Below are 21,203 nucleotides of genomic sequence, written 5' to 3'. Positions count from 1 at the left end.
CGGCATGGGGGCCGGCCGGGGAGGCGCGTGCCCGTGTCCGGGCGGCCCGCGCCCCCTCGCGCGCCCGCTGAGGCGCCCCTCACACCCCCAGCAGCCAGCGCCCGCCGCCCAGCAGCGCGCACAGGCTCACCGCGTGGAAGAGGAACAGCCACAGGCCCGCCGGCACGTGGGTCAGGCGGGACAGCTGGTCCGCGTCAGAGTCCCCGGCGCCGCCGCGGGACCGCTTCGCCTGGAGTTCGAAGGCCGGGCGCACGCCGCCCAGCAGCAGGAACCACACCACCGCGTACGCGAACGCCGCCTGCACCTGGGGACCGGCCAGCCAGGACACCAGCAGGAACGTGCCGCCCGTGAGGAACACCGTCAGCACCCCGTACGCGTTGCGGATCATCACCAGCATCACCACCAGCAGCGCCGTCGCCAGCCACAGCAGCAGCGTGATGCGGCCGGCGCCGAGCAGCGCGGCGCCGCCCAGGCCCAGCAGCGGGGGAGCGGTGTAACCGGCGGCCGCGGTCAGGATCATGCCGAGGCCGTGCGGCTTGCCCCGGCTGAGGGTCAGGCCGCTGGTGTCGGAGTGCAGCCGTATGCCGGTCAGTTGGCGGCCGGTGAGCAGCGCGACCAGACCGTGGCCGCCCTCGTGGGCGATGGTGATGGCGTTGCGGGAGAGGCGCCAGAGGGTGTGCGGCACGACCACCGCGAGCGCGGCGGCCATGGTGGCGATCACCACCCACAGGTCGGGGTCGGACTGGGTGCCGACGAGCCGGTCCCAGAGGTCGGGCAGCGCGGTGGCGGCGATGCTGTCCATGATTTCCGGTGGCTCCCTCTCGTCCTGCGGAATCTGGCAGTGTGGCACGTATGTGCGGACGTTATGCGGCGGGTCGCAGGCCCGAGGATCTCGTAGAAGTCTTTGACGTCGACAAGTGGGAGCCCGGGGAAGCCCTCGGACCCGACTACAACGTGGCCCCCACCAAGGAGGTCCACGTGATCCTGGACCGTCCTCTGAAGGACGTGCCGGACCCGCGCCCGGTTCGTCAGCTGCGCAAGCTCAGGTGGGGCCTGGTCCCCTCCTGGTCGAAGACGCCCGAGGGCGCCGCCCGGATGATCAACGCGCGCGCGGAGACCGTCCACGAGAAGCCGTCGTTCCGCCGCGCCTTCGCCACCCGTCGCTGCGTGATTCCGGCCGACGGCTACTACGAGTGGGTCACCGGGCGGCAGGAGCGCGACCTGGAGGTCGAGGGCCGGAAGAAGCGGCCCCGCAAGCAGCCCTACTTCGTGCTCCCGGCCGACGGCTCGGTCTTCGCGATGGCCGGGCTGTACGAGTTCTGGCGCGACCGCACGCTGCCGGACGACCATCCGCAGGCGTGGTGGGCGACCTGCTCGATCGTCACCACCGAGGCGGAGACGACCCCGCTCGCGGTGCCCCCCGCCGAGGGGCCGCGCACGCTGTACGACATCCACCCCCGGATGCCCCTGATGCTCACCCCCGACCGCTGGGACGCCTGGCTGGACCCGTCCCGGACGGACGTCGAGGACGTGCGTCCCCTGCTCGAACCGCCGCCGCCCGGCCTGATGCGCGCCTATCCGGTGCCGACCGCCGTGAGCAACGTCCGCAACAACGGCCCGGAGCTGCTGGAAGAGCTGGAGGGCCCCGAGGAGGGCACACTCTTCTGACGTGACCGACGGGACGGATGCGGCAGACGTGACCAGCAAGAAGAACAAGACGCCCGGGACCACCGGGACCACCGGGACGATCCAGGCCGTCGACACCGACGCCGGGCCCGCCCGCATCACCTGGCACCGGGCGGAGCGGCCGAGGCTGGTCCTCGCCGTGAGCCACGGGGCCGGCGGCGGCATCGAGGCGCGTGACCTGCGCGCGCTCGCCGAAGTCCTCCCCGGGCACGGTGTCAGCGTGGCCCTCGTCGAGCAGCCCTGGCGGGTCGCGGGGAAGAAGGTGGCACCCGCGCCGAAGACGCTCGACGTCGGCTGGCGCGGGATCTGGGCGGCCGTCGCGGACCCCGGCCTGCCGGTCATATCCGGCGGGCGCAGTGCGGGCGCCCGCGTGGCCTGCCGTACCGCGACCGAACTCGGTGCCCACGCCGTGCTCGCGCTCAGCTTCCCGCTCCACCCGCCCGGCAGGCCGGAGAGGTCCCGGGCCGCCGAACTGCTGGGTGCCGGAGTGCCCACACTCGTCGTCCAAGGGGGCAACGACCCCTTCGGCAGGCCCGGGGAGTTCCCCGCAGGGACGTACGGACTCGTCGAGGTGCCCGGCGGTGATCACGGGTTCGCCGTGCCCAAAAGGGCCCCGGTCACCCAGGAACAAGCCCTGGGGACGATCACCGCGGCGGTCGCCGGGTGGGCCGCGTCACTCGGGTGAACGGCGGGGAATGCCGAGGGGCGGACGACTGTTGAGCCGGACAGAAGTGCTGAACACGCAGCACCGATGTCGTAGGAGAGGAAGTCCGGCGCATGGGTTCGACCATCTGCCCCAGCCGCACCGACCTGGACTGGACGGTGCTGCACGCGGCCAGGACCGCTCCTATTCGAGCGGCGGGTGGGACGGGTAGTCGTCTATCCTCCGATTCGAGTGGGACCGGTTTCGGTTCTGCCCGCGATCTTGAGGAGGTGGGTCCGGTCACCGGTACCGACGCAGGGACCGACAACGGCCAGGCGGAGCTGCCCGAGGGCCAGGGCACGGACGTGGGGACGGGCGCGGAGTCCACCGCGGAGCGCAGCGCGCGCTTCGAGCGGGACGCGCTCGAGTTCCTCGACCAGATGTACTCGGCCGCCCTGCGCATGACGCGCAACCCGGCGGACGCCGAGGACCTGGTGCAGGAGACGTACGCCAAGGCGTACGCGTCCTTCCACCAGTTCCGCGAGGGCACCAACCTCAAGGCCTGGCTGTACCGGATCCTGACCAACACCTTCATCAACTCGTACCGCAAGAAGCAGCGCGAACCCCAGCGCAGCGCGGCCGAGGAGATCGAGGACTGGCAGCTGGCACGCGCCGAGTCGCACATGTCCACAGGTCTGCGCTCCGCCGAGTCGCAGGCGCTGGACCACCTGCCCGACTCGGACGTGAAGGCGGCCCTCCAGGCGATCCCCGAGGAATTCCGCATCGCCGTCTATCTCGCGGACGTCGAGGGCTTTGCGTACAAGGAGATCGCGGACATCATGGGGACACCCATCGGTACGGTGATGTCCCGGCTGCACCGGGGCCGCCGTCAGCTGCGCGGCATGCTCGAGGACTACGCCCGTGAGCGCGGGCTGGTCCCGGCCGGCGCCGGAGAGTCGAACGAAGCGAAAGGCTCGGGCTCATGAGCTGCGGAGAGCCGCACGAGACGGACTGCGGTGAGGTCCTCGACCATCTCTACGAGTTTCTCGACAGTGAGATGCCGGACGTCGACCGCGACAAGTTCAAGCAGCACTTCAGCGAGTGCTCGCCGTGCCTGGAGAAGTACGGGCTGGAAGAGGCCGTCAAGAAGCTGGTCAAGCGCTGCTGCGGCCATGACGACGTACCGAGTGACCTGCGCTCGAAGGTGATGGGCCGGCTCGAACTGATCCGCTCCGGCCAGGCGGTGCCCGAGCACGACGTGTCGGTCACCCGTCAGGAGTCCTGAGGCCTGCCGGGACCTGGAGTCCTGAGGCCTGCCGGAACCTGAAGTCCTGAGGCCTCCCGGGACCTGAGTCCCGAGGCCTCCCGGTCCGTACGTCTCCCCGGGATCGGCCGACATCACCCGAATGTGCTAATCCGCGAGTGATGCGCCCGCGTCGCCACCTCCCGCCACCCTAGGCTCCGGAGCCTGGACCAGCCGTGGCCGGGGGAGGGCGACATGGACGGCATTCCGGTAAGGGCGCGGGTGTACGTCGTCTGCGCCGCCCTGGGCGCGGTGTGCTGCCTGATCCCGTCGCCGACGGACCGCGCGCCCTGGTGGCCGGTCCTGCTGCTCGCCCCGCTGTACGCGGGCGGTGAGCGCGTCGCCCGCCGCCGGTTCGCCGGCACCCTCTACCCCGTCCTGCTGGCCGGGGCCTTTCTGCTGCCGGCCGCGGCCGCCGCGCTCGTGCCGCTGCCGGGTGCGCTGCTGTCCCTGGTGGAACAGCGCCCCGGCACGCTGCGGCGCGTGTGGCGGGCCGCCCGGCTGGCGCTCGGCGTGTGGGCCGCGGCCCGCACCCATGACGCGCTGGGCGGCCGGGAGGCCGTCGAGGCGTCCGGCACCCCCGCCCTCCTCCTGCCGACCGGGGCGGCCGTCCTGGTCCTGTGCCTGGTGCTCGCCGCCCTGGACGGCGGGATGCTCGCCCTGGCCGAGGGGCTGCCGCCGCGGCGGGCCTGGCACGGGCTGTTCCCGCGCTCCCTGGCGCCCCTGGGGGTGCACGGACTGGCCGGCCTGATGATGGCCGTCCTGTGGCGCAGCCCCTACGGGCCGGTCGCCGCGCTGCTCGTGCTGTTCCCGATGGGCGTGTCCTGGTGGGTGTTCGCGCAGTACCACCGGGAGCGCGCCGCCCATCAGGCGACGATCCGCGCGCTGGTGCAGGCCGTGGACATCAAGGACGGCTACACGCGCGGGCACAGCGAACGCGTCGGACGGGCCTCGACGATGATCGCCCGTGAGCTGGGCATGAGCGAGGACCGGGTCGAGGTCATCCGCTTCGCCGGCATCCTGCACGACGTCGGCAAGCTGGGCGTGCCCACCCGCCTGCTCCGCAAGGACGGACCCCTGACGCCGGAGGAACGGCGCGTGATCGAACTGCACCCCGAGTACGGGCACGAGATCACCCGGGGCATCTCCTTCCTCGGCGAGGCCCGTTCGGCGATCCTCCACCACCACGAGCGGCTGGACGGCAGCGGCTACCCCTACGGGCTGGCGGGCGGCCAGATCCCTGAACCGGCGCGGGTGGTGGCGGTCGCCGACGCCTTCGACGCGATGACCTCGAACCGCTCCTACAGCCGGGCCCGCCCCGTGCGGGTGGCGCTGGAGGAACTCCAACGGTGCGCGGGGACCCACTTCGACCCCCGCATGGTCACCGCGCTGACCCGTGTGATCACCCGTGACGGCTGGCACCCGGTCGTCACCGCCGACGAACCCCGCCTGCCGGCGCCGACGCCGCCCTCTCTACCTTCACCGTCCCCGTCCACATCCCCGTCACCGTCCACGTCCCCGTCTCCGTCCCTGGGCACGGGCACGGTCGCCGAGCGGCCGGAGGCCCGGCGGTGAGGGGCGCGGGGTGCCCATGGGCGGCCGGGGAACCGCCGGGGGCGGTCCGGCGCCCGCCGGCCGGGCCCGGAGCGGCACCGCCCCCGCTTCCGGTGACGGGCGGCCTCGCGGTCCTCCTCGAAGCCGCTCCGGCACGGTACGGAGCCCGGGAGTGAGCGGCCGCCGCGCGGCGCACGCCCGCCGGCCCCTGCGCGTGCTGCACACCTTCGCCGGGCTCCTCGTCGGGGTCTCCCTCCTGGCCGTCCTCCGTTCCGGCCTGGCGGAGCGGTCGGTCGCGCTCGCGTTCGGGGTGCTCGTGGCCGTCGGCGAGGTGACCCGGTGGAGCGGGCCCGGGCCGCGCGGGGCCGCGCCGCTCGGCGCCGCCGCAGCCCTGTCGTACGCGCTGCTCGGGGAGCATGCCGGGCATGCCACGCGGCACGGTACCGCCCAGGTCGTCTCCGTCGTGGCGGTCGCCTCGCTGCTCGGCAGCGTGCCGCACCTCGCCCGGGGACGGGGGCCCGTCCTGGACCACCTCGTCCGGCGGGTGCTGGCCGTCGGGTTCGCCGCCGTCTGCTTCCAGCCCCTCTACAACCACGGGGTGTTCGACCGCTGGAGCGGCCCCGCCTACGCGCTGCTGCTGCTCGCCCTGCTCGTCCTCACCACCCTGTGCGAAGCCGTCGTCGCCGCCGCGCTCGCGCACTCCCGCACCGGCTGGCCGTTCCCGCAGCTGCTCCGTGACGAGTTGCGGTCCGTGCCGGGGATCGGGTCGGCGGTGTGTGCGACCGGCGCGGTGATGGCGCTGGCGGTGGCCGTCGTCGGCCTGTGGGCGCTGCCGGTGTTCTCGGTGCCGCTGCTGCTCACCCAGCTGTCCCTGCGCCGGTACGCCGCCGTCCGCGCCACCTACCGGCAGACCATCGCCTCCCTGGCCCGTGCCACCGAGATCGCCGGGTACACCCCGGCCGGGCACGCCCGCCGGGTCGCCCGGCTCAGTCAGGCGGTCGGCCGGGACCTGGGGCTGACGGAACCGGAACTGACCGTGCTGGAGTACGCGGCCCTGATGCACGACATCGGTCAGCTCAGCCTCGTCGACCCGGTTCCGGCCGGGGCCACGGCCGGTCTGCCGCCCGCCGAGCAGCGGCGCATCGCACTGCTGGGTGGGGCCGTCGTCCGCCGGACCGGGGCGGGCGCCCGGGTCGCGACGGTGGTGGAACGCCAGGCGGACCCCTACCCTGAGCAGCCGACGGCCGCCCGGATCGTGCGGGTGGTCAACGCCTACGAGGAGAAGGTGCGCGACGCCGGCCCCGGCGGGCCGCTCACCGCGCTGGAGGAACTGCGGCTGGGGGCCGGCGGGGAGTACGCCCCCGACGTGGTGGAAGCCCTGGCCAGGGTCCTGTCGCGGGACTGTCTGACCCTGCCCGCGGGTGGGTAACCCATGGGTAATGAGCGGCCCTCCAGCCACACGTGGTTGGATGCGAGGGAGAGAGTGTCCGGGGGCACTGGCCAGCCCACAGAACGGAACTGGCAGGCGGGAATCGTGAGGATCTTCGGCAAGGGACGGCACCGGCCCTCCGCCTCCTGGCGGCAGGCCACCGACCGCGCGTTCACGCTGATCGGGGACGGCCGGTACGAGGACGCGGGCGCGCTGCTGACCCGTGCCGCCGACCTCGAACCCTGGCTGTCGGAGTCCTGGTTCAACCTCGCCCTGCTGCACAAGTTCCGGCACGACTGGGAGCAGGCCCGCACCGCGGGGCTCCGCGCCGTCGCCCTGCTCGACCGGGGGACCGGCGCCCCCGACTGGTGGAACGTCGGCATCGCCGCGACCGCCCTCCAGGACTGGCCGCTGGCCCGGCGCTCCTGGCAGGCCTACGGGCTGCACGTCCCGGGCGGTGCCACCGCCGCCGGCGAGCCACTCGGCATGGACCTGGGCAGCGCCGCCGTACGACTGTCACCCGAGGGGGAGGCCGAGGTGGTGTGGGGGCGGCGGCTGGACCCCGCGCGGACCGAGGTGCTGTCGATCCCGCTGCCGTCCTCCGGGCGGCGCTGGGGCGAGGTCGTGCTGCACGACGGGGTGCCGCACGGTGAGCGCACCACCTCCGTCGGGCACTCCTACCCCGTCTTCGACGAGATCGAGCTGTGGGCGCCCTCGCCCGTCCCCACCTGGGTGGTCCTGCTGGAGGCGGCCACGGAGGCGGACCGCGACGCGCTGGAGCAGCTCGCCGCCGACGCGGGTTTCGCCGCCGAGGACTGGTCGTCCTCCGTGCGGCTGCTGTGCCGGATGTGCTCCGAGTCGCGGATGCCGTCCGACGAGGGCGACGGCGAGCACCTCGACCCGCACGACCACAGCGAGCCGGGGCACCCCGGGCCGCTCGGTCACCGCACCGACGGACAGCTGTGGGTGCCCGAGCGGGAGTGCGGGGTGGCCGCGCCGGCCTCGCTGGTGAGGGGACTGCTGGACGGCTGGGTCGCGGACAGTCCGGACTCCCGTGACTGGCGGGACCTCGAAGAGGTCTGCTGAGACCCGGAGCCGGATCCCTTTAGGCTGTACTCGTAGGTTTCTCCAGGTTGCAGGAAGGCATACGTCGGTCATGGCGCAGCAGGACACCGATCACCAGCACGCGGGAGTGCTCCCCGTGGACGACGAGGGCTTCGTCATCGACACCGAGGAGACGGAGGAGCGCGAGCGGGCCTGGCGGGACGCCGGTACCTCGCGGCCCATCACCGTCGTCGGGAATCCGGTGCTGCACAAGGAGTGCAAGGACGTCACCGAGTTCGGCGAGGAACTCCAGCAGCTCGTCGCGGACATGTTCGCCTCGCAGCACACCGCCGAGGGCGTGGGCCTGGCCGCCAACCAGATCGGCGTCGACCTCAAGGTGTTCGTCTACGACTGCCCCGACGACGAGGGCGTCCGGCACACCGGTGTGGTCTGCAACCCCGAACTGGTCGAACTGCCCGCGGACCGGCGCAGGCTGGACGACAGCAACGAGGGCTGCCTGTCGGTGCCCACCGCGTACGCGCCGCTGGCCCGGCCCGACTACGCCGAGGTGACCGGCCAGGACGAGAAGGGCAACCCGATCAAGGTGCGCGGCACGGGCTACTTCGCCCGGTGTCTGCAGCACGAGACGGATCACCTGTACGGGTACCTCTACATCGACCGTCTCTCCAAGCGCGAACGCAAGGACGCGCTGCGGCAGATGGCCGAGAACGAGCCGCGCTACCCCGTGGTCGCCAACGACTGAGCCGCCCCGCCCTCCGCCCGACGCCCGACCGGAATCACCACCGGCCGGGCGTCGTTCGTGTGTCCGGCGCACGGTCGACCGCCTTCGCCGTCCACTGGTCCATCACCGGTCACGCAAGGGGGAATCTCGGCGTGTCGGGGTAGCGAATGAAGCAAATCCGTTCCCAGGGAGGTCAGTTGTAGTGCTGAATGGGAAGCGCGGGGATACGCGACGGCGCACGCCCGGCACAGCGGAGGGGCGTGCGCCAACTGGCGGCTGAGAGGGGTTGTTCGTGCCGGCTTTCCCATACAGCACCACATACAGCACCACATACAGCACCACATACCGGGCCGTGGGGACCGTGACCGCGGTTCCCCCGTCGCTCTCCCTTCCGGTCGTCGAGGCGGTGTTTCCCCGGCAACTGCATCCGTATTGGCCTCAGTTGCAGGAGAACACGCGATCGTGGCTGCTGGAAAGGCGGCTCATGTCCCCGGACAAGGTCGCGGAATATGCCGACGGCCTGTGCTACACCGACCTGATGGCGGGCTACTACCTCGGCGCACCCGACGAGGTCATGCAGGCCATCGCCGACTACAGCGCGTGGTTCTTCGTCTGGGACGACCGGCACGACCGTGATGTCGTGCACGGCCGGGCCGTCGCCTGGCGGGAGTTGCGGCTCCGCCTGCACGAGGCCCTCGACTTCCCGAAGGAGCACCTGCGGCACGAGGATCCGCTGGTCGCCGGACTCGCGGACAGTGTGGACCGGCTGTACTCCTTCCTCCCCGAGACGTGGAACGCGCGGTTCGCCCGGCACTTCCACGAGGTGATCGAGGCGTACGACCGCGAATTCCACAACCGGCTGGCAGGGCGCGTCCCGGGCGTGGAGGAGTATCTGGCCCTGCGCCGGCTCACCTTCGCGCACTGGATCTGGACGGACCTGCTGGAGCCGAGTGCGGGCCGCGAACTCCCGGACCCGGTGCGGAAACACCCGGCCTATCGGCGTGCGGCTCTGCTGAGTCAGGAATTCGCCGCCTGGTACAACGACCTCTGCTCGCTCCCGAAGGAAATAGCGGGCGACGAGGTGCACAATCTCGGAATCAGTCTCGTCACCCATGAAGGACTGACGCTCGAAGAAGCGGTCGAGGAAGTCAGGCGGCGCGTCGAGGAATGCATATCCGAATTCCTCGTCGTCGAGAAGGACGTCCTGATGCTGGCCGACCGGCTGGCCGACGGGACGGTCCCCGGAAAAGAACTCGGCGCCGCCGTGCGCGCCTGCCTCGCGAACATGCGGAACTGGTTCAGTTCCGTCTACTGGTTCCACCACGAGTCCGGCCGCTACATGGTCGACAGCTGGGACGACCGGTCCACGCCCCCGTACGTCAACAACGAAGCGGCAGGTGAGAAATGACCGTCGAGTCCGTGAAACCCGTGACGTCCGACGCACCGGAACTGCGCGAGCCGCCCCTGGCCGGTGGCGGGGTTCCGCTTCTCGGCCACGGCTGGAAACTCGCCCGCGACCCGCTGGCCTTCATGGCGCAGCTGCGCGACCACGGCGACGTCGTCCGCATCAGGCTCGGGCCGAAGACGGTGTACGCCGTCACGACGCCGGCCCTCACCGGGGCGCTGGCCCTGAGCCCCGACTACATCATCGCCGGACCCCTGTGGGAGTCCCTGGAGGGCCTGCTCGGCAAGGAGGGCGTGGCCACGGCCAACGGACCGCTCCACCGCCGTCAGCGGCGTACCGTCCAGCCCGCGTTCCGGCTCGACGCCATCCCCGCCTACGGGCCGATCATGGAGGAGGAGACGCGCGCGCTCGCCGAGCGCTGGAAGGGCGGCGAGACGATCGACTGCACCTCGGAGTCGTTCCGGATCGCGGTGCGGGTCGCGGCCCGCTGCCTGTTGCGCGGGCGGTTCATGGACGAACGCGCCGAGCGGCTGTGCACCGCGCTCGCCAGCGTCTTCCAAGGTATGTACCACCGGATGGTGGTGCCCCTCGGACCGCTCTACCGGCTGCCGCTTCCTGCCAACCGCGAATTCAACCGGGCGCTGGCCGATTTGCATCTCCTGGTCGACGAGATCGTCGCCGAACGCCGGGCATCCGGTCAAAAGCCGGACGATTTGCTGACGGCATTGCTGGAGGCGAAGGACGACAATGGCGACCCGATCGGGGAACAGGAGATCCACGACCAGGTCGTCGCGATCCTCACCCCCGGCAGCGAAACCATCGCTTCCACGATCATGTCCTTGCTGCTGGTACTCGCGGACCACCCGGAACAGTCGGACAGGGTGCGTGCCGAGGTTCGAGAGGTGACCGGAGGGCGGCCCGTCGCATTCGACGACGTGCGCAAGCTCACGCACACCAACAACGTCGTCATCGAGGCCATGCGTTTGCGTCCGGCCGTATGGATATTGACACGGCGGGCGGTCACCGACACCGAACTCGGTGGCTGTCGCATTCCGGCCGGGGCCGACATCGTCTACAGCCCGTACGCGATCCAGCGCGACCCGCGGTCCTACGAGCGGCACCTGGAGTTCGACCCCGACCGCTGGCGCCCCGAGCGGTCGAAGGACATCCCGAAGTACGCGATGCGGCCGTTCGGCGTGGGCAACCGCAAGTGCCCGAGCGACCACTTCTCGATGGCGCTGCTCACGCTGGTCACGGCGGTCCTCGCGGACGGGTTCCGCTTCGAGCAGGTCCCCGGCTCGGACGACGCGACCCGGGTGGGCATCACGCTGCGTCCCCAGCGGCTGCTGCTCAAGCCCGTCCCGCGCTGAGACCTGGCGCGCCGCCGGCGTACGTCCAGACGGCCTCGGGACCGCGGAACGTACGCCGGTAGGCGTTCGGGGTGGTGCCCAGCGCCCGCACGAACTGGTGCCGCAGCGCGCCCGCCGTGCCGAAGCCGGTGCGCCAGGCGATCGCGTCCACCGTCTCGTCGGACGCCTCCAGCAGATGCTGGGCGAGCAGCACCCGCTGGCGCAGGACCCAGCGGTAGGGCGTGGTGCCGGTCTCCTGCCGGAAGCGGCGGGCGAAGGTGCGCGGCGACATGTGGGCGCGGGCGGCGAGCTGCTCGACGGTGACCTCCTGGTCGAGGTGCTGCTCCATCCACGCGAGCACCTCGCCCACGGTGTCGCAGGACGAACGCGGCAGCGGCCGCTGGACGTACTGGGCCTGCCCGCCGTCCCGGTGCGGCGGTACGACCATCCGCCGGGCGATCCCGTTGGCGACCTCGGGCCCCTGTTCCTTGCGCACCAGATGCAGGCAGGCGTCGATGCCGGCGGCCGTGCCGGCCGAGGTGATCACCGGGTCCTCGTCCACGTAGAGCACGTCGGGCTCGACGGTCGTGCGCGGGTACTCGCGGGCGAGCTGCTCCGCGTGCCGCCAGTGCACCGCGCAGCGCCGCCCGTCCAGCAGACCCGCCGCGGCCAGCACGAACACCCCGGAGCACACGCTCAGCACCCGGGTCCCGCGGTCCACGGCCCGGCGCAGCGCGTCGAGCAGCTCGGGCGGGAACTCCCGCGCCGTGTACGCGTCGCCGGCCGGCAGGGCGATCAGGTCGGCGCTCTCCAGCCGTTCGAGCCCGTGCTCCGTGTTCACCGTGAACCCCGCGTGGGTGGACAGGGTGGGCCCCTCGGCCGAGGCGACGGCGAAGTCGTAGACCGGGAGCCCCTCGTCGCTGCGGTCGATGCCGAACACCTCGCAGACGACGCCCAGTTCGAAGGGGTGCACGCCGTCGAGGAGGACCGCGGCCACGTTCTTCAGCATGCGGTCAGTGTGCACCCGGGGTGGCAGGAATTCAAAGGTGTACGGCAGTCCTGCCACTGTCAGGAGCGTCGCACTCGCACGATGCTTACCTCATGAACGCACTCACCGACATCCTCACGGTCCTGGCCGTCTTCCTCCTCCTCACGGGTCCGGCGCTCGCGGGACTGGCCCGCGAACGCCGGATCGACCGCCGACTGCGCGGACCGCGGACTCAGAAGTCCTCGTCCAGGTCCACGGTGCCCTCCACCGCGACCTGGTACGCCGACGGACGGCGCTCGAAGAAGTTGGTCAGCTCCTGAACGCCCTGCAACTCCATGAAGGAGAACGGGTTCTCCGAGCCGTACACCGGGGCGAAGCCGAGGCGGCTGAGCCGCTGGTCGGCGACGCACTCGAGGTACTGGCGCATCGAGTCGGTGTTCATGCCCGGCAGGCCGTCCCCGCACAGGTCGCGGGCGAACTGCAGTTCGGCCTCGACGGCCTCCCGCAGCATGTCGGTGACCTGTTCCTGGAGCCGGTCGTCGAACAGCTCCGGCTCCTCCTTGCGGACGGTGTCGACGACCTCGAACGCGAAGGACATGTGCATGGTCTCGTCACGGAAGACCCAGTTGGTGCCGGTGGCGAGGCCGTGCAGCAGACCCCGGCTGCGGAACCAGTAGACGTAGGCGAAGGCGCCGTAGAAGAACAGGCCCTCGATGCAGGCGGCGAAGCAGATCAGGTTGAGCAGGAAACGGCGGCGGTCGGACGCCGACTCCAGCCGGTCCAGCTTCTCCACCGAGTCCATCCAGCGGAAGCAGAACTCGGCCTTCTCCCGGATGGACGGGATGTTCTCGACCGCGTCGAAGGCGGCGGCGCGGTCCTCCGGGTCGGGGAGGTAGGTGTCCAGCAGGGTCAGGTAGAACTGGACGTGCACGGCCTCCTCGAACAGCTGCCGGCTCAGGTAGAGCCGCGCCTCGGGGGAGTTGATGTGCTTGTACAGCGTCAGCACCAGGTTGTTCGCCACGATCGAGTCGCCCGTCGCGAAGAACGCGACCAGCCGCCCGATCAGGTGCTGCTCGGCGGGCGTCAGCTTCGCCAGGTCGGTGACGTCCGAGTGGAGGTCGACCTCCTCGACGGTCCAGGTGTTCTTGATGGCGTCCCGGTAGCGCTCGTAGAAGTCGGGGTAGCGCATCGGACGCAGGGTCAGCTCGAAGCCCGGGTCGAGCAGGTTCTTGTTCTCAGGCATTACTGGCAGGCCTCGCAGGACTCGGGGTTTTCGAGGGAGCAGGCGACGGCCTCTTCGGGGGCCGGCTGCTGCACGGGGATCGGGGTCTGCGCCTGTGCCGCGCGGGCGATGCGGGTCGCCGGGCGGGAGCGCAGGTAGTACGTCGTCTTCAGGCCCGACTTCCAGGCGTACGCGTACATGGAGGAGAGCTTGCCGATCGTCGGCGTCTCCAGGAACAGGTTCAGGGACTGCGCCTGGTCCAGGAACGGGGTGCGGGCGGCGGCCATGTCGATCAGGCCGCGCTGCGGGATCTCCCACGCCGTGCGGTACAGCGCCCGTACGTCCGCGGGGATCCAGGTGAAGGACTGCACCGAGCCGTTCGCCTCGCGCAGGGCCTCGCGGGTGCGGGCGTCCCAGACGCCCAGCTCCTTGAGTTCCCGCACCAGGTAGGAGTTGACCTGGAGGAACTCGCCGGACAGCGTCTCGCGCTTGAACAGGTTGGAGACCTGTGGCTCGATGCACTCGTACACACCGGCGATGGACGCGATGGTGGCGGTCGGCGCGATGGCCAGGAGCAGCGAGTTGCGCATGCCGGTCGCCGCGACGCGCTCGCGCAGCGCCGCCCAGCGCTTCGGCCAGGAGAACTCGACACCGTAGTGGTCCGGGTGCAGCACGCCCCGGGCGGTGCGGGTCTTCTCCCAGGCGGGCAGCGGGCCGTTGCGCTCGGCGAGGTCGGCGGAGGCCTCGTACGCGGCGAGCATGATCCGCTCGGCGATCCGGGTGGAGAGGGCCCTGGCCTCGGGCGAGTCGAAGGGCAGCCGCAGCTTGAAGAAGACGTCCTGGAGGCCCATCGCACCCAGCCCGACCGGGCGCCAGCGGGCGTTGGAGCGGCCCGCCTGCTCGGTGGGGTAGAAGTTGATGTCGACGACCCGGTCGAGGAAGGTGACGGCGGTGCGGACGGTCTCGTCCAGCCGCTCCCAGTCGATGACATCGGTGGCCCCGGGGGCCGTGTCGACGAACGCGCCCAGGTTCACCGAACCCAGGTTGCAGACCGCCGTCTCGCCGTCGTCGGTGACCTCCAGGATCTCCGTGCACAGGTTCGAGGAGTGGACCACGTGGCCCGGTTCGGCGGTCTGGTTGGCGGTGCGGTTGGCCGCGTCCTTGAAGGTCATCCAGCCGTTGCCGGTCTGCGCGAGGGTGCGCATCATGCGGCCGTACAGGTCGCGGGCCGCGATGGTCTTCCTCGCGAGGCCCGCGGCCTCGGCTGCGCGGTAGGCCGCGTCGAACTCGTCGCCCCACAGGTCGACCAGCTCGGGCACGTCGGCCGGGGAGAACAGCGACCACTGCCCGTCGGCGTCGACCCGCCGCATGAACTCGTCCGGCACCCAGTGCGCCAGGTTGAGGTTGTGCGTACGGCGCGCGTCCTCACCGGTGTTGTCGCGCAGCTCCAGGAACTCCTCGATGTCGGAGTGCCAGGTCTCCAGGTAGACCGCGGCCGCGCCCTTGCGCCGGCCGCCCTGGTTCACGGCGGCGACCGAGGCGTCCAGGGTCTTCAGGAACGGCACGATGCCGTTGGAGTGCCCGTTGGTGCCGCGGATGAGCGACCCGCGCGAGCGGATGCGGCTGTACGACAGCCCGATGCCGCCGGCGTGCTTGGAGAGGCGGGCGACCTGGTGGTAGCGGTCGTAGATCGAGTCCAGCTCGTCCAGGGGGGAGTCGAGGAGGTAGCAGGACGACATCTGCGGGTGCCGGGTGCCGGAGTTGAACAGGGTGGGGGAGGAGGGGAGGTAGTCCAGGCGGCTCATCAGCCCGTAGAGGGCTGCGACCTCGTCGACGCTCCTCGCCGTGTCGTCCTCGGCCAGGCCGCTCGCCACCCGCAGCAGGAAGTGCTGGGGCGTCTCGACGACCTTGCGGGTCAGCGGGTGGCGCAGCAGGTAGCGGCTGTGCAGGGTGCGCAGGCCGAAGTAGCCGAAGCGGTCGTCGGCGGCCGTGTCGACCAGCGCGTCGAGCCGGGCGGCGTGCAGCCGCACGAACGCGGCGGTGCGGTCGGCGATCAGGCCCTCGCGGTGGCCGACGGCGACGGAGGCGGTGAAGGAGGTGACGCCCTGGGAGGCGGCCTCGGCGCGGATGCCGATCGTCAGCAGCCGGGCGGCCAGCCGGGAGTAGGCGGGGTCCTCGGAGATCAGACCGGCGGCCGCCTCCGTGGCCAGCTCGCGCAGCTCCGCCTCGTCCGCCCGCGCGGACCGGCCCCGCAGGGCGGCGGCGGCGACCCGGCCGGGGTCGGTGTCGGGGAGGTCGGCGGTCAGCTCGGTCAGGGTCCGCAGCAGTGCGGCTCCGGGACCGTCGGTCTCCGGGGCCGCTGAAGCCGGTTCGGCTGGCGCGATGGTCACGTGGGGCTCTCCCTCGCTCGGCGGGGGCCTTGCGCAGGGCAGGGGGCAGCACACGAGCGCGGGGCGCGTCGCGTCCACCGGCCCATTCCGCGAGGCCCGGACGTCAGGGCACCCGAGCCGGACGGACCGGGTGCGCTGCCGGCAGGTGCTCGGACTGACCATGCGTGCGCATATGGGTGTGCGCGCACGCAAGTACACCGTTGCGGGACAGTTCCGGATTCGCACCGGATTCCCCTGCGGCGACAGCGAGCATGAGCATACATCTTGTGCCGGGCTGCCGCGTGACCCCCAGATGTTGTGTCGGGCTGGCTTCGCAGCGTCAACTCCGAGGCGGCAGAGCCCCGTCCTCCCGGCACGGGCGCGTACGACGGCGGGCCGCCGGGGCGACTGGCCCTCGGCGGCCCGCTGCGGGATGCGGACGGGGGGTGGTCGGGGCGCCCCGCGCCAGGGCCTGTCGTTTGGATCAGGCCGGGCTCGCGGGGTCCGGCACCGCTCCCCCGCTCCCGGCTCCGCCCGAGCGGGAGGCACCCCCACCGCCGCGTTGTCGTCGGTCGCCAGGGCCCCGCCCCGACTCCCTCCTCCGCCTCGCGAGGTTCCCCCTGCCCGAAAGGCGTGGGAGGTGCCCCCGGCACCGGACCCCGCTCCCTGATCCGGCCCGACCCGAACGAAAGACCCTAGTGCCCCGCTCCCGCTCCCGCCCCCGCCGTCGCCGGCGGCAGTTCCACCTGGACGCCCGGGTCGCCGGCGTCCGCCGTGTAGTCCGACGGAGACGTCTCGTCGACGCCCTCCGGGGCCTTGAGCGCCTTCAGGACGAAGGTCAGCACCACCGTCACCACCGCGTTCAGCACGAACGCCGTCAGACCGATGTAACCGATCTCCCCGATGCCGGGGATCTCCTTCGACGAGCCGCCGAAGTGCGCCTGCGTCGGGGAGGCGACGCCGTACGCCGCGACCGTGCCGTAGACCATGCCGACGGCCCAGCCGGCCAGCAGGGCCCAGCGGTGGAACCAGCGGGTGAACAGGCCGCCCACCAGGGCCGGGAAGGTCTGCAGGATCCAGATGCCGCCCAGCAGCTGGAAGTTGATGGCGACCGTCTTGTCCATGGTGAGGACGAAGGCCAGCGCGCCCACCTTCACCAGCAGCGAGACCAGCTTGGAGACGCGGGTCTCCTCCTTGGGCGTGGCGTCCGGCTTGATGAAGTCCTTGTAGATGTTGCGGGTGAAGAGGTTCGCGGCCGCGATGGACATGATGGCGGCCGGCACCAGCGCGCCGATGCCGATCGCCGCGAAGGCCACGCCCGCGAACCACGCCGGGAACATGTCCTCGAAGAGCTGCGGGATCGCCAGCTGGCCGTTGGTGACCTTCACCCCGGCGGCGATCGCCATGAAGCCCAACAGGGCGAGCAGGCCGAGCATGAGGGAGTACAGCGGCAGGATCGTGGTGTTGCGGCGGATCACCTCACGGCTGCGTGAGGACAGCGTCGCGGTGATCGAGTGCGGGTACATGAACAGCGCCAGCGCGGAGCCCAACGCCAGCGTGGCGTACGTCCACTGGCCCGCCTCGGCCGGGGCGAGCGCACCGCGCGGCTTGCCGGTCGCCGGGTTGGTCTGCGCGAAGGCGTCGCCCGCCTTGGCGAAGATGTCGTCGAACCCGCCGAGCTTGATGGGGATGTAGATGATCGCCACCGCGATGACGATGTAGATCAGCGTGTCCTTCACGAACGCGATCAGCGCGGGCGCCCGCAGTCCCGACGAGTAGGTGTACGCCGCGAGCACGCCGAAGGCGATCAGCAGCGGCAGGTCCTTGACGAACCAGTGGGTGTTCTCGCCGCCGCCGACGCCCATCACGTCCAGCACGGCCTGGATGCCGACGAGCTGGAGCGCGATGTACGGCATGGTGGCCAGGATGCCGGTGACGGCCACGGCCAGGGACAGCCCCTTGGAGCCGAACCGGCCGCGCACGAAGTCCGAGGTCGTCACGTACCCGTGCCGGTGCGACACCGACCACAGACGCGGCAGGAACGTGAAGATCAGCGGGTAGACGAGGATCGTGTACGGCACCGCGAAGAAGCCCGCCGCGCCGGCCGCGTAGATCGCCGCCGGCACCGCCACGAACGTGTAGGCCGTGTACAGGTCGCCGCCGAGCAGGAACCAGGTGACCCAGGTGCCGAACGACCTTCCGCCCAGGCCCCATTCGTCGAGGCTGTGCTCGTCGGCGGCCCTGCGCCAGCGCGCGGCCAGGAAGCCCATGACCGTGACGGCCAGGAAGAAGAAGATGAAGACGGCGAGTGCGACGCCGTTCACGCCGTCCTTCACTTCGCCGCACCCCCGCCCCGGTTGCCGCGGCCGCGCTGGTCGAGCTGCCACAGCTTGTAGGCGATCACCGTGAGCGCGGTGGAGAGCAGCACCCACAGCATCTGGTACCAGTAGAAGAAGGGGATGCCGATGAACGCGGGGTCGGTCTTCGCGTACGAACCGACCCACAGCATCGCCACGAAGGGCGCGAACAGGCACAGGCCGATGACGACGCGCAACGGCGTCACCACCGGCCCTGCGGTCACTTCTGGGGCTTCTGACATCGGGCGGCTCCGTCCCCTAGCAGATCACGTGCAACGCGCACGAAATGTAGGGGACGGATAAAGGGAAGCGGAAGACCTCGTCCGGATATCGGTCCCGTCGCTCCGCCGGATGACTCGACAGCGCTATTCCACAGGCCGCTTGAGCCGTGCGACGAACTTGTACCGGTCCCCCCGGTACACCGACCGCACCCACTCCACCGGCCGGCCCTCCTTGTCCACGGAGTGGCGGGACAGCATCAGCATCGGCAGGCCGACGTCCGTGCCGAGCAGGCCCGCCTCGCGCGGGGTGGCCAGGGAGGTCTCGATGGTCTCCTCGGCCTCGGCCAGGTGGACGTCGTAGACCTCGGCGAGCGCGGTGTAGAGGGACGTGTACTTCACCAGCGACCTGCGCAGGGCCGGGAAGCGCTTGGCCGACAGGTGGGTGGTCTCGATGGCCATCGGCTCGCCGTTGGCCATGCGCAGCCGTTCGATGCGCAGCACGCGGCCGCCCGCGGTGATGTCGAGCAGTCCGGCGAGGCGGTCGTCGGCCGTGACGTAGCCGATCTCCAGCAGCTGCGAGGTGGGTTCGAGGCCCTGGGCGCGCATGTCCTCGGTGTACGAGGTGAGTTGGAGCGCCTGGGAGACCTTCGGCTTGGCGACGAAGGTGCCCTTGCCCTGGATGCGCTCCAGCCGGCCCTCGACGACCAGTTCCTGCAGCGCCTGGCGCACGGTGGTGCGCGAGGTGTCGAACTCGGCCGCCAGCGTGCGCTCGGGCGGCACCGGGGTGCCGGGCGACTGCGTCTCGGTCATGTCGAGGAGGTGCTTCTTCAGGCGGTAGTACTTGGGCACGCGCGCGGTACGGACGGTCGCCCCACCCTCGTTCTCCGCACTGCTGACGTCGGTGCTCATGGCCTGCCTTCCCGGCTCCGGGTGCCGAACCGGCCGACGCTGACGTCGGCCGCGGCTCACATCGTGGCACGGGTTCGTGGGCGGGGTGTCCGGTGCGGTGACCTCGCGCGCTCCGTGATCCCCTCTGTATACCTCCGGGACCTTCGTTGGTCTAGTCCAGCACGCCTTCGCGTGGAGGTGGTTCGTTCCGTCGGAGAGGGCCGATCGGGTGCCCCCGAATTGAAAAGTCCCTGCATATCGCGGTCCCGTAACGGACGACTCGACCCCGGTCGAACACCCTTGACAGCCCTATTGGTCTGAGCCAAGCTCCCGGTACTGGTCTACACCATTGGTCCAGGTCCTGGCCCCACGGACGGTACGCGTTGACGCTCGACCGCGGCGGGGAGGCAGGGGGGTTTGTGGCATCCCTGAGGAGGGTTGGCGTGAAGCGCAAGCTGATAGCCGCGATCGGTATCGCGGGCATGATGGTCTCCATCGCGGCGTGCGGGGACGACAAGGACAGCGGGGGCTCGGACAAGGGCGCCGACGCCAAGGAGCTGACGGTCTGGCTGACCGTCGACGCGCAGAACAACTGGCCCGACCTGGTGAAGGCCGCGGACGCGGCGGTGCAGAAGAAGCACCCCGGCGTCAAGATCACCCACGAGTACTACGGCTGGCCCGACAAGAACGCCAAGCTCGACGCGGTGCTCGCCACCGACAAGGTCCCCGACGTGGTCGAGATGGGCAACACCGAGATGCTCGGCTACATGGTCAAGGGCGCCTTCGCCCCCCTGGACGCCGCCGCGTTCGACAACTCCTCCGCCTGGCTGGACGGCCTCAAGGCCTCGGTGACGTACGAGGGCAAGACCTACGGCGTGCCTTACTACGCGGGCGGCCGCGTCGGCAACTGGCGCAAGGACCTCTTCGCCGCCGCCGGCGTCAAGGCGGCCCCGAAGACCTACGCGGAGCTGACCGCCGCCCTGGACAAGGTCCAGAAGAAGGAGGGCGACAAGTTCAGCGCCTGGTACCAGCCCACCCGCGACTGGTACGCGGCCATGTCCTTCGTCTACGACGCCGGCGGCTCCATCGCGAAGGAGGAGGGCGGCCGGTGGAAGGGCAACCTCTCCTCGCCCGAGTCCGTCAAGGGCCTCACCGAGTTCAAGAACGTCGTCGACGCGTACATGCACGGCGACAAGACCAAGGACGAGTCCGACCGTCACATCGTCTACGGCCAGGGCAAGTCCGGCATGATCTTCGGTGCCGCCTGGGAGGGCGGGAGCGCCGAGGCCCCCGAGAACGACAAGAGCGGCAAGCTCAAGGGCAACCTCGAGAACTTCGTCATGCCCGGCCCGTCCGGCAAGAACCTCCCCGTCTTCCTCGGCGGTTCCGACCTCGCCGTCCCGGTCAAGTCGGACGCGCAGGAACTCGCCGCCGAATGGATCAACGCGTTCACCGGTCCCGCCGGCCAGAAGGGTCTGATGGCCAAGGGGAACCTGCCCAACAACAAGACCGACCTCGCGACCCTGAAGAACGACCCCAAGACGGTCGTGCCGGCCACCGCGGCCGAGTCCAACTGGTTCGTCCCGATGGCGCCCGGCTGGGGCCAGGTCGAGAAGGCCCAGGTCCTGCAGACCATGCTGCAGGGCATCGGCACCGGCAAGAAGACGGTCGAGGAAGCCGCCAAGGAGGCGGACGCCGCGATCGACAAGGTCATCAACACCAAGTGACGGCGGACGGGGCTCCGCCGCGGCGGAGCCCCGCCGTCCGTACGGCCCGCGGGGCGTCCACCCCGTGGTACGCCTTACGGGGCCCGGCCGCCGTGGCCCCCGAGGGCTTTGCCGCCGTCCGGCCCGCGGGACCCGCCCCGCCGTCCGGCCCGCGGGACCCGCCCCGCCGTCCGATCCGCGGGACCCGCCCCGCCGTCCGATCCGCGGGGGTTCCGCCGCCGTCCGATCCGCGGAGCCCCGGCCGCCGTACACCTGCGGGGGTGCGCCGCCGTACAC

The 21,203-nt window shown here is 71.1% G+C and carries 18 protein-coding genes and 1 riboswitch; of the genes, 11 read left to right on the top strand and 7 right to left on the bottom strand.

Translation table 11 applies throughout. The annotated features are described in order from the left end of the window. Nucleotides 1–79: 79 nt before the first annotated feature. Complete coding sequence (locus tag ACGFQC_RS05945) at nt 80–802, bottom strand: M50 family metallopeptidase (protein ID WP_363091041.1); 723 nt, start codon at nt 800–802, stop codon at nt 80–82. Nucleotides 803–852: 50 nt separating this feature from the next. Between ACGFQC_RS05945 and ACGFQC_RS05940 the strand changes: the two genes are divergently transcribed. The 10 genes from ACGFQC_RS05940 to ACGFQC_RS05895 all read left to right on the top strand — a co-directional run bounded on the left by ACGFQC_RS05940 (nt 853) and on the right by ACGFQC_RS05895 (nt 11,176). Continuing rightward, the gene (locus ACGFQC_RS05940; protein ID WP_363091040.1) at nt 853–1,668 is read left to right on the top strand and encodes an SOS response-associated peptidase; all 816 of its coding nucleotides are present in this window, start codon (nt 853–855) and stop codon (nt 1,666–1,668) included. Between the two features lie 28 nt (nt 1,669–1,696). Further along, the gene (locus tag ACGFQC_RS05935; RefSeq protein WP_363091039.1) at nt 1,697–2,371 is read left to right on the top strand and encodes an alpha/beta family hydrolase; all 675 of its coding nucleotides are present in this window, start codon (nt 1,697–1,699) and stop codon (nt 2,369–2,371) included. Nucleotides 2,372–2,619: 248 nt separating this feature from the next. Beyond that, nucleotides 2,620–3,315 carry an RNA polymerase sigma factor SigR gene (gene sigR / locus ACGFQC_RS05930; RefSeq protein ID WP_363091038.1) on the top strand — a complete coding sequence of 232 codons (696 nt, stop codon included), beginning with the start codon at nt 2,620–2,622 and terminating at the stop codon, nt 3,313–3,315. Further along, entirely contained in the window at nt 3,312–3,614 is a 303-nt protein-coding gene (rsrA, locus tag ACGFQC_RS05925; protein WP_363091037.1) for a mycothiol system anti-sigma-R factor, read from the top strand. Before sigR ends, rsrA begins: the two co-directional genes overlap by 4 nt. A 213-nt stretch (nt 3,615–3,827) precedes the next feature. Then, complete coding sequence (locus ACGFQC_RS05920) at nt 3,828–5,207, top strand: HD-GYP domain-containing protein (protein ID WP_363091036.1); 1,380 nt, start codon at nt 3,828–3,830, stop codon at nt 5,205–5,207. Nucleotides 5,208–5,358: 151 nt separating this feature from the next. Further along, on the top strand, nt 5,359–6,615 hold the full coding sequence (locus ACGFQC_RS05915; protein WP_363091035.1) for an HD domain-containing protein: 1,257 nt from the start codon (nt 5,359–5,361) through the stop codon (nt 6,613–6,615). Between the two features lie 105 nt (nt 6,616–6,720). Further along, nucleotides 6,721–7,701 carry a hypothetical protein gene (locus tag ACGFQC_RS05910; RefSeq protein WP_363091034.1) on the top strand — a complete coding sequence of 327 codons (981 nt, stop codon included), beginning with the start codon at nt 6,721–6,723 and terminating at the stop codon, nt 7,699–7,701. A 70-nt stretch (nt 7,702–7,771) separates the two neighbouring features. Then, nucleotides 7,772–8,422 carry a peptide deformylase gene (gene def, locus ACGFQC_RS05905; RefSeq protein ID WP_363091033.1) on the top strand — a complete coding sequence of 217 codons (651 nt, stop codon included), beginning with the start codon at nt 7,772–7,774 and terminating at the stop codon, nt 8,420–8,422. Nucleotides 8,423–8,753: 331 nt separating this feature from the next. Continuing rightward, nucleotides 8,754–9,809: an epi-isozizaene synthase gene (cyc1, locus tag ACGFQC_RS05900; protein WP_363091032.1), complete on the top strand. Its 1,056-nt coding sequence runs from the start codon at nt 8,754–8,756 to the stop codon at nt 9,807–9,809. Beyond that, nucleotides 9,806–11,176, top strand: coding sequence for a cytochrome P450 (locus tag ACGFQC_RS05895; protein WP_363091031.1), 1,371 nt, complete (start codon nt 9,806–9,808; stop codon nt 11,174–11,176). Before cyc1 ends, ACGFQC_RS05895 begins: the two co-directional genes overlap by 4 nt. On the opposite strand, the gene ACGFQC_RS05890 is transcribed toward ACGFQC_RS05895, so the two are convergent. From ACGFQC_RS05890 to ACGFQC_RS05865, 6 genes are all read right to left on the bottom strand, one after another. Further along, nucleotides 11,157–12,164: a helix-turn-helix domain-containing protein gene (locus ACGFQC_RS05890; protein ID WP_363091030.1), complete on the bottom strand. Its 1,008-nt coding sequence runs from the start codon at nt 12,162–12,164 to the stop codon at nt 11,157–11,159. The two genes, ACGFQC_RS05895 and ACGFQC_RS05890, sit on opposite strands and share 20 nt — an antisense overlap. 211 nt (nt 12,165–12,375) lie before the next feature. Next, nucleotides 12,376–13,386: a ribonucleotide-diphosphate reductase subunit beta gene (locus ACGFQC_RS05885; protein WP_363091029.1), complete on the bottom strand. Its 1,011-nt coding sequence runs from the start codon at nt 13,384–13,386 to the stop codon at nt 12,376–12,378. Then, nucleotides 13,386–15,755, bottom strand: a complete 2,370-nt coding sequence (locus ACGFQC_RS05880; RefSeq protein ID WP_363091028.1) for a ribonucleoside-diphosphate reductase subunit alpha — start codon at nt 15,753–15,755, stop codon at nt 13,386–13,388. The genes ACGFQC_RS05885 and ACGFQC_RS05880 overlap by 1 nt, the downstream gene beginning before the upstream one ends. Nucleotides 15,756–15,877: 122 nt before the next feature. After that, a riboswitch (cobalamin riboswitch) is annotated at nt 15,878–16,021 on the bottom strand. A 408-nt stretch (nt 16,022–16,429) separates the two neighbouring features. Next, nucleotides 16,430–18,070, bottom strand: coding sequence for a monocarboxylate uptake permease MctP (gene mctP, locus ACGFQC_RS05875; RefSeq protein ID WP_363091027.1), 1,641 nt, complete (start codon nt 18,068–18,070; stop codon nt 16,430–16,432). Next, entirely contained in the window at nt 18,067–18,333 is a 267-nt protein-coding gene (locus tag ACGFQC_RS05870; protein WP_363091026.1) for a DUF3311 domain-containing protein, read from the bottom strand. The genes mctP and ACGFQC_RS05870 overlap by 4 nt, the downstream gene beginning before the upstream one ends. A 123-nt stretch (nt 18,334–18,456) precedes the next feature. Beyond that, the gene (locus ACGFQC_RS05865; protein WP_363091025.1) at nt 18,457–19,221 is read right to left on the bottom strand and encodes a GntR family transcriptional regulator; all 765 of its coding nucleotides are present in this window, start codon (nt 19,219–19,221) and stop codon (nt 18,457–18,459) included. Between the two features lie 422 nt (nt 19,222–19,643). On the opposite strand from ACGFQC_RS05865, the gene ACGFQC_RS05860 reads away from it, so the two are divergent. Beyond that, a complete protein-coding gene (locus ACGFQC_RS05860; protein WP_363091024.1) occupies nt 19,644–20,927 on the top strand; it encodes an extracellular solute-binding protein in 1,284 nt (427 codons plus the stop codon). Nucleotides 20,928–21,203: the final 276 nt, after the last annotated feature.

Origin of the sequence: Streptomyces sp. NPDC048734 (assembly GCF_043198675.1) — a bacterium.
GTDB lineage: Bacteria > Actinomycetota > Actinomycetes > Streptomycetales > Streptomycetaceae > Streptomyces.
Note: the sequence above shows the minus strand (reverse complement) of the source record. Positions and strands in the feature narration are given on the sequence as shown.

Excerpts from the sequence above, each read along its gene's own strand:
- ACGFQC_RS05945 (WP_363091041.1), bottom strand. The coding sequence starts at position 802 with ATGGACAGCATCGCCGCCACCGCGCTGCCCGACCTCTGGGACCGGCTC.
- ACGFQC_RS05940 (WP_363091040.1), top strand. The coding sequence starts at position 853 with ATGTGCGGACGTTATGCGGCGGGTCGCAGGCCCGAGGATCTCGTAGAA.
- rsrA (WP_363091037.1), top strand. The coding sequence starts at position 3,312 with ATGAGCTGCGGAGAGCCGCACGAGACGGACTGCGGTGAGGTCCTCGAC.
- ACGFQC_RS05920 (WP_363091036.1), top strand. The coding sequence starts at position 3,828 with ATGGACGGCATTCCGGTAAGGGCGCGGGTGTACGTCGTCTGCGCCGCC.
- def (WP_363091033.1), top strand. The coding sequence starts at position 7,772 with ATGGCGCAGCAGGACACCGATCACCAGCACGCGGGAGTGCTCCCCGTG.
- ACGFQC_RS05895 (WP_363091031.1), top strand. The coding sequence starts at position 9,806 with ATGACCGTCGAGTCCGTGAAACCCGTGACGTCCGACGCACCGGAACTG.
- ACGFQC_RS05890 (WP_363091030.1), bottom strand. The coding sequence starts at position 12,164 with ATGCTGAAGAACGTGGCCGCGGTCCTCCTCGACGGCGTGCACCCCTTC.
- ACGFQC_RS05885 (WP_363091029.1), bottom strand. The coding sequence starts at position 13,386 with ATGCCTGAGAACAAGAACCTGCTCGACCCGGGCTTCGAGCTGACCCTG.
- ACGFQC_RS05870 (WP_363091026.1), bottom strand. The coding sequence starts at position 18,333 with ATGTCAGAAGCCCCAGAAGTGACCGCAGGGCCGGTGGTGACGCCGTTG.
- ACGFQC_RS05865 (WP_363091025.1), bottom strand. The coding sequence starts at position 19,221 with ATGAGCACCGACGTCAGCAGTGCGGAGAACGAGGGTGGGGCGACCGTC.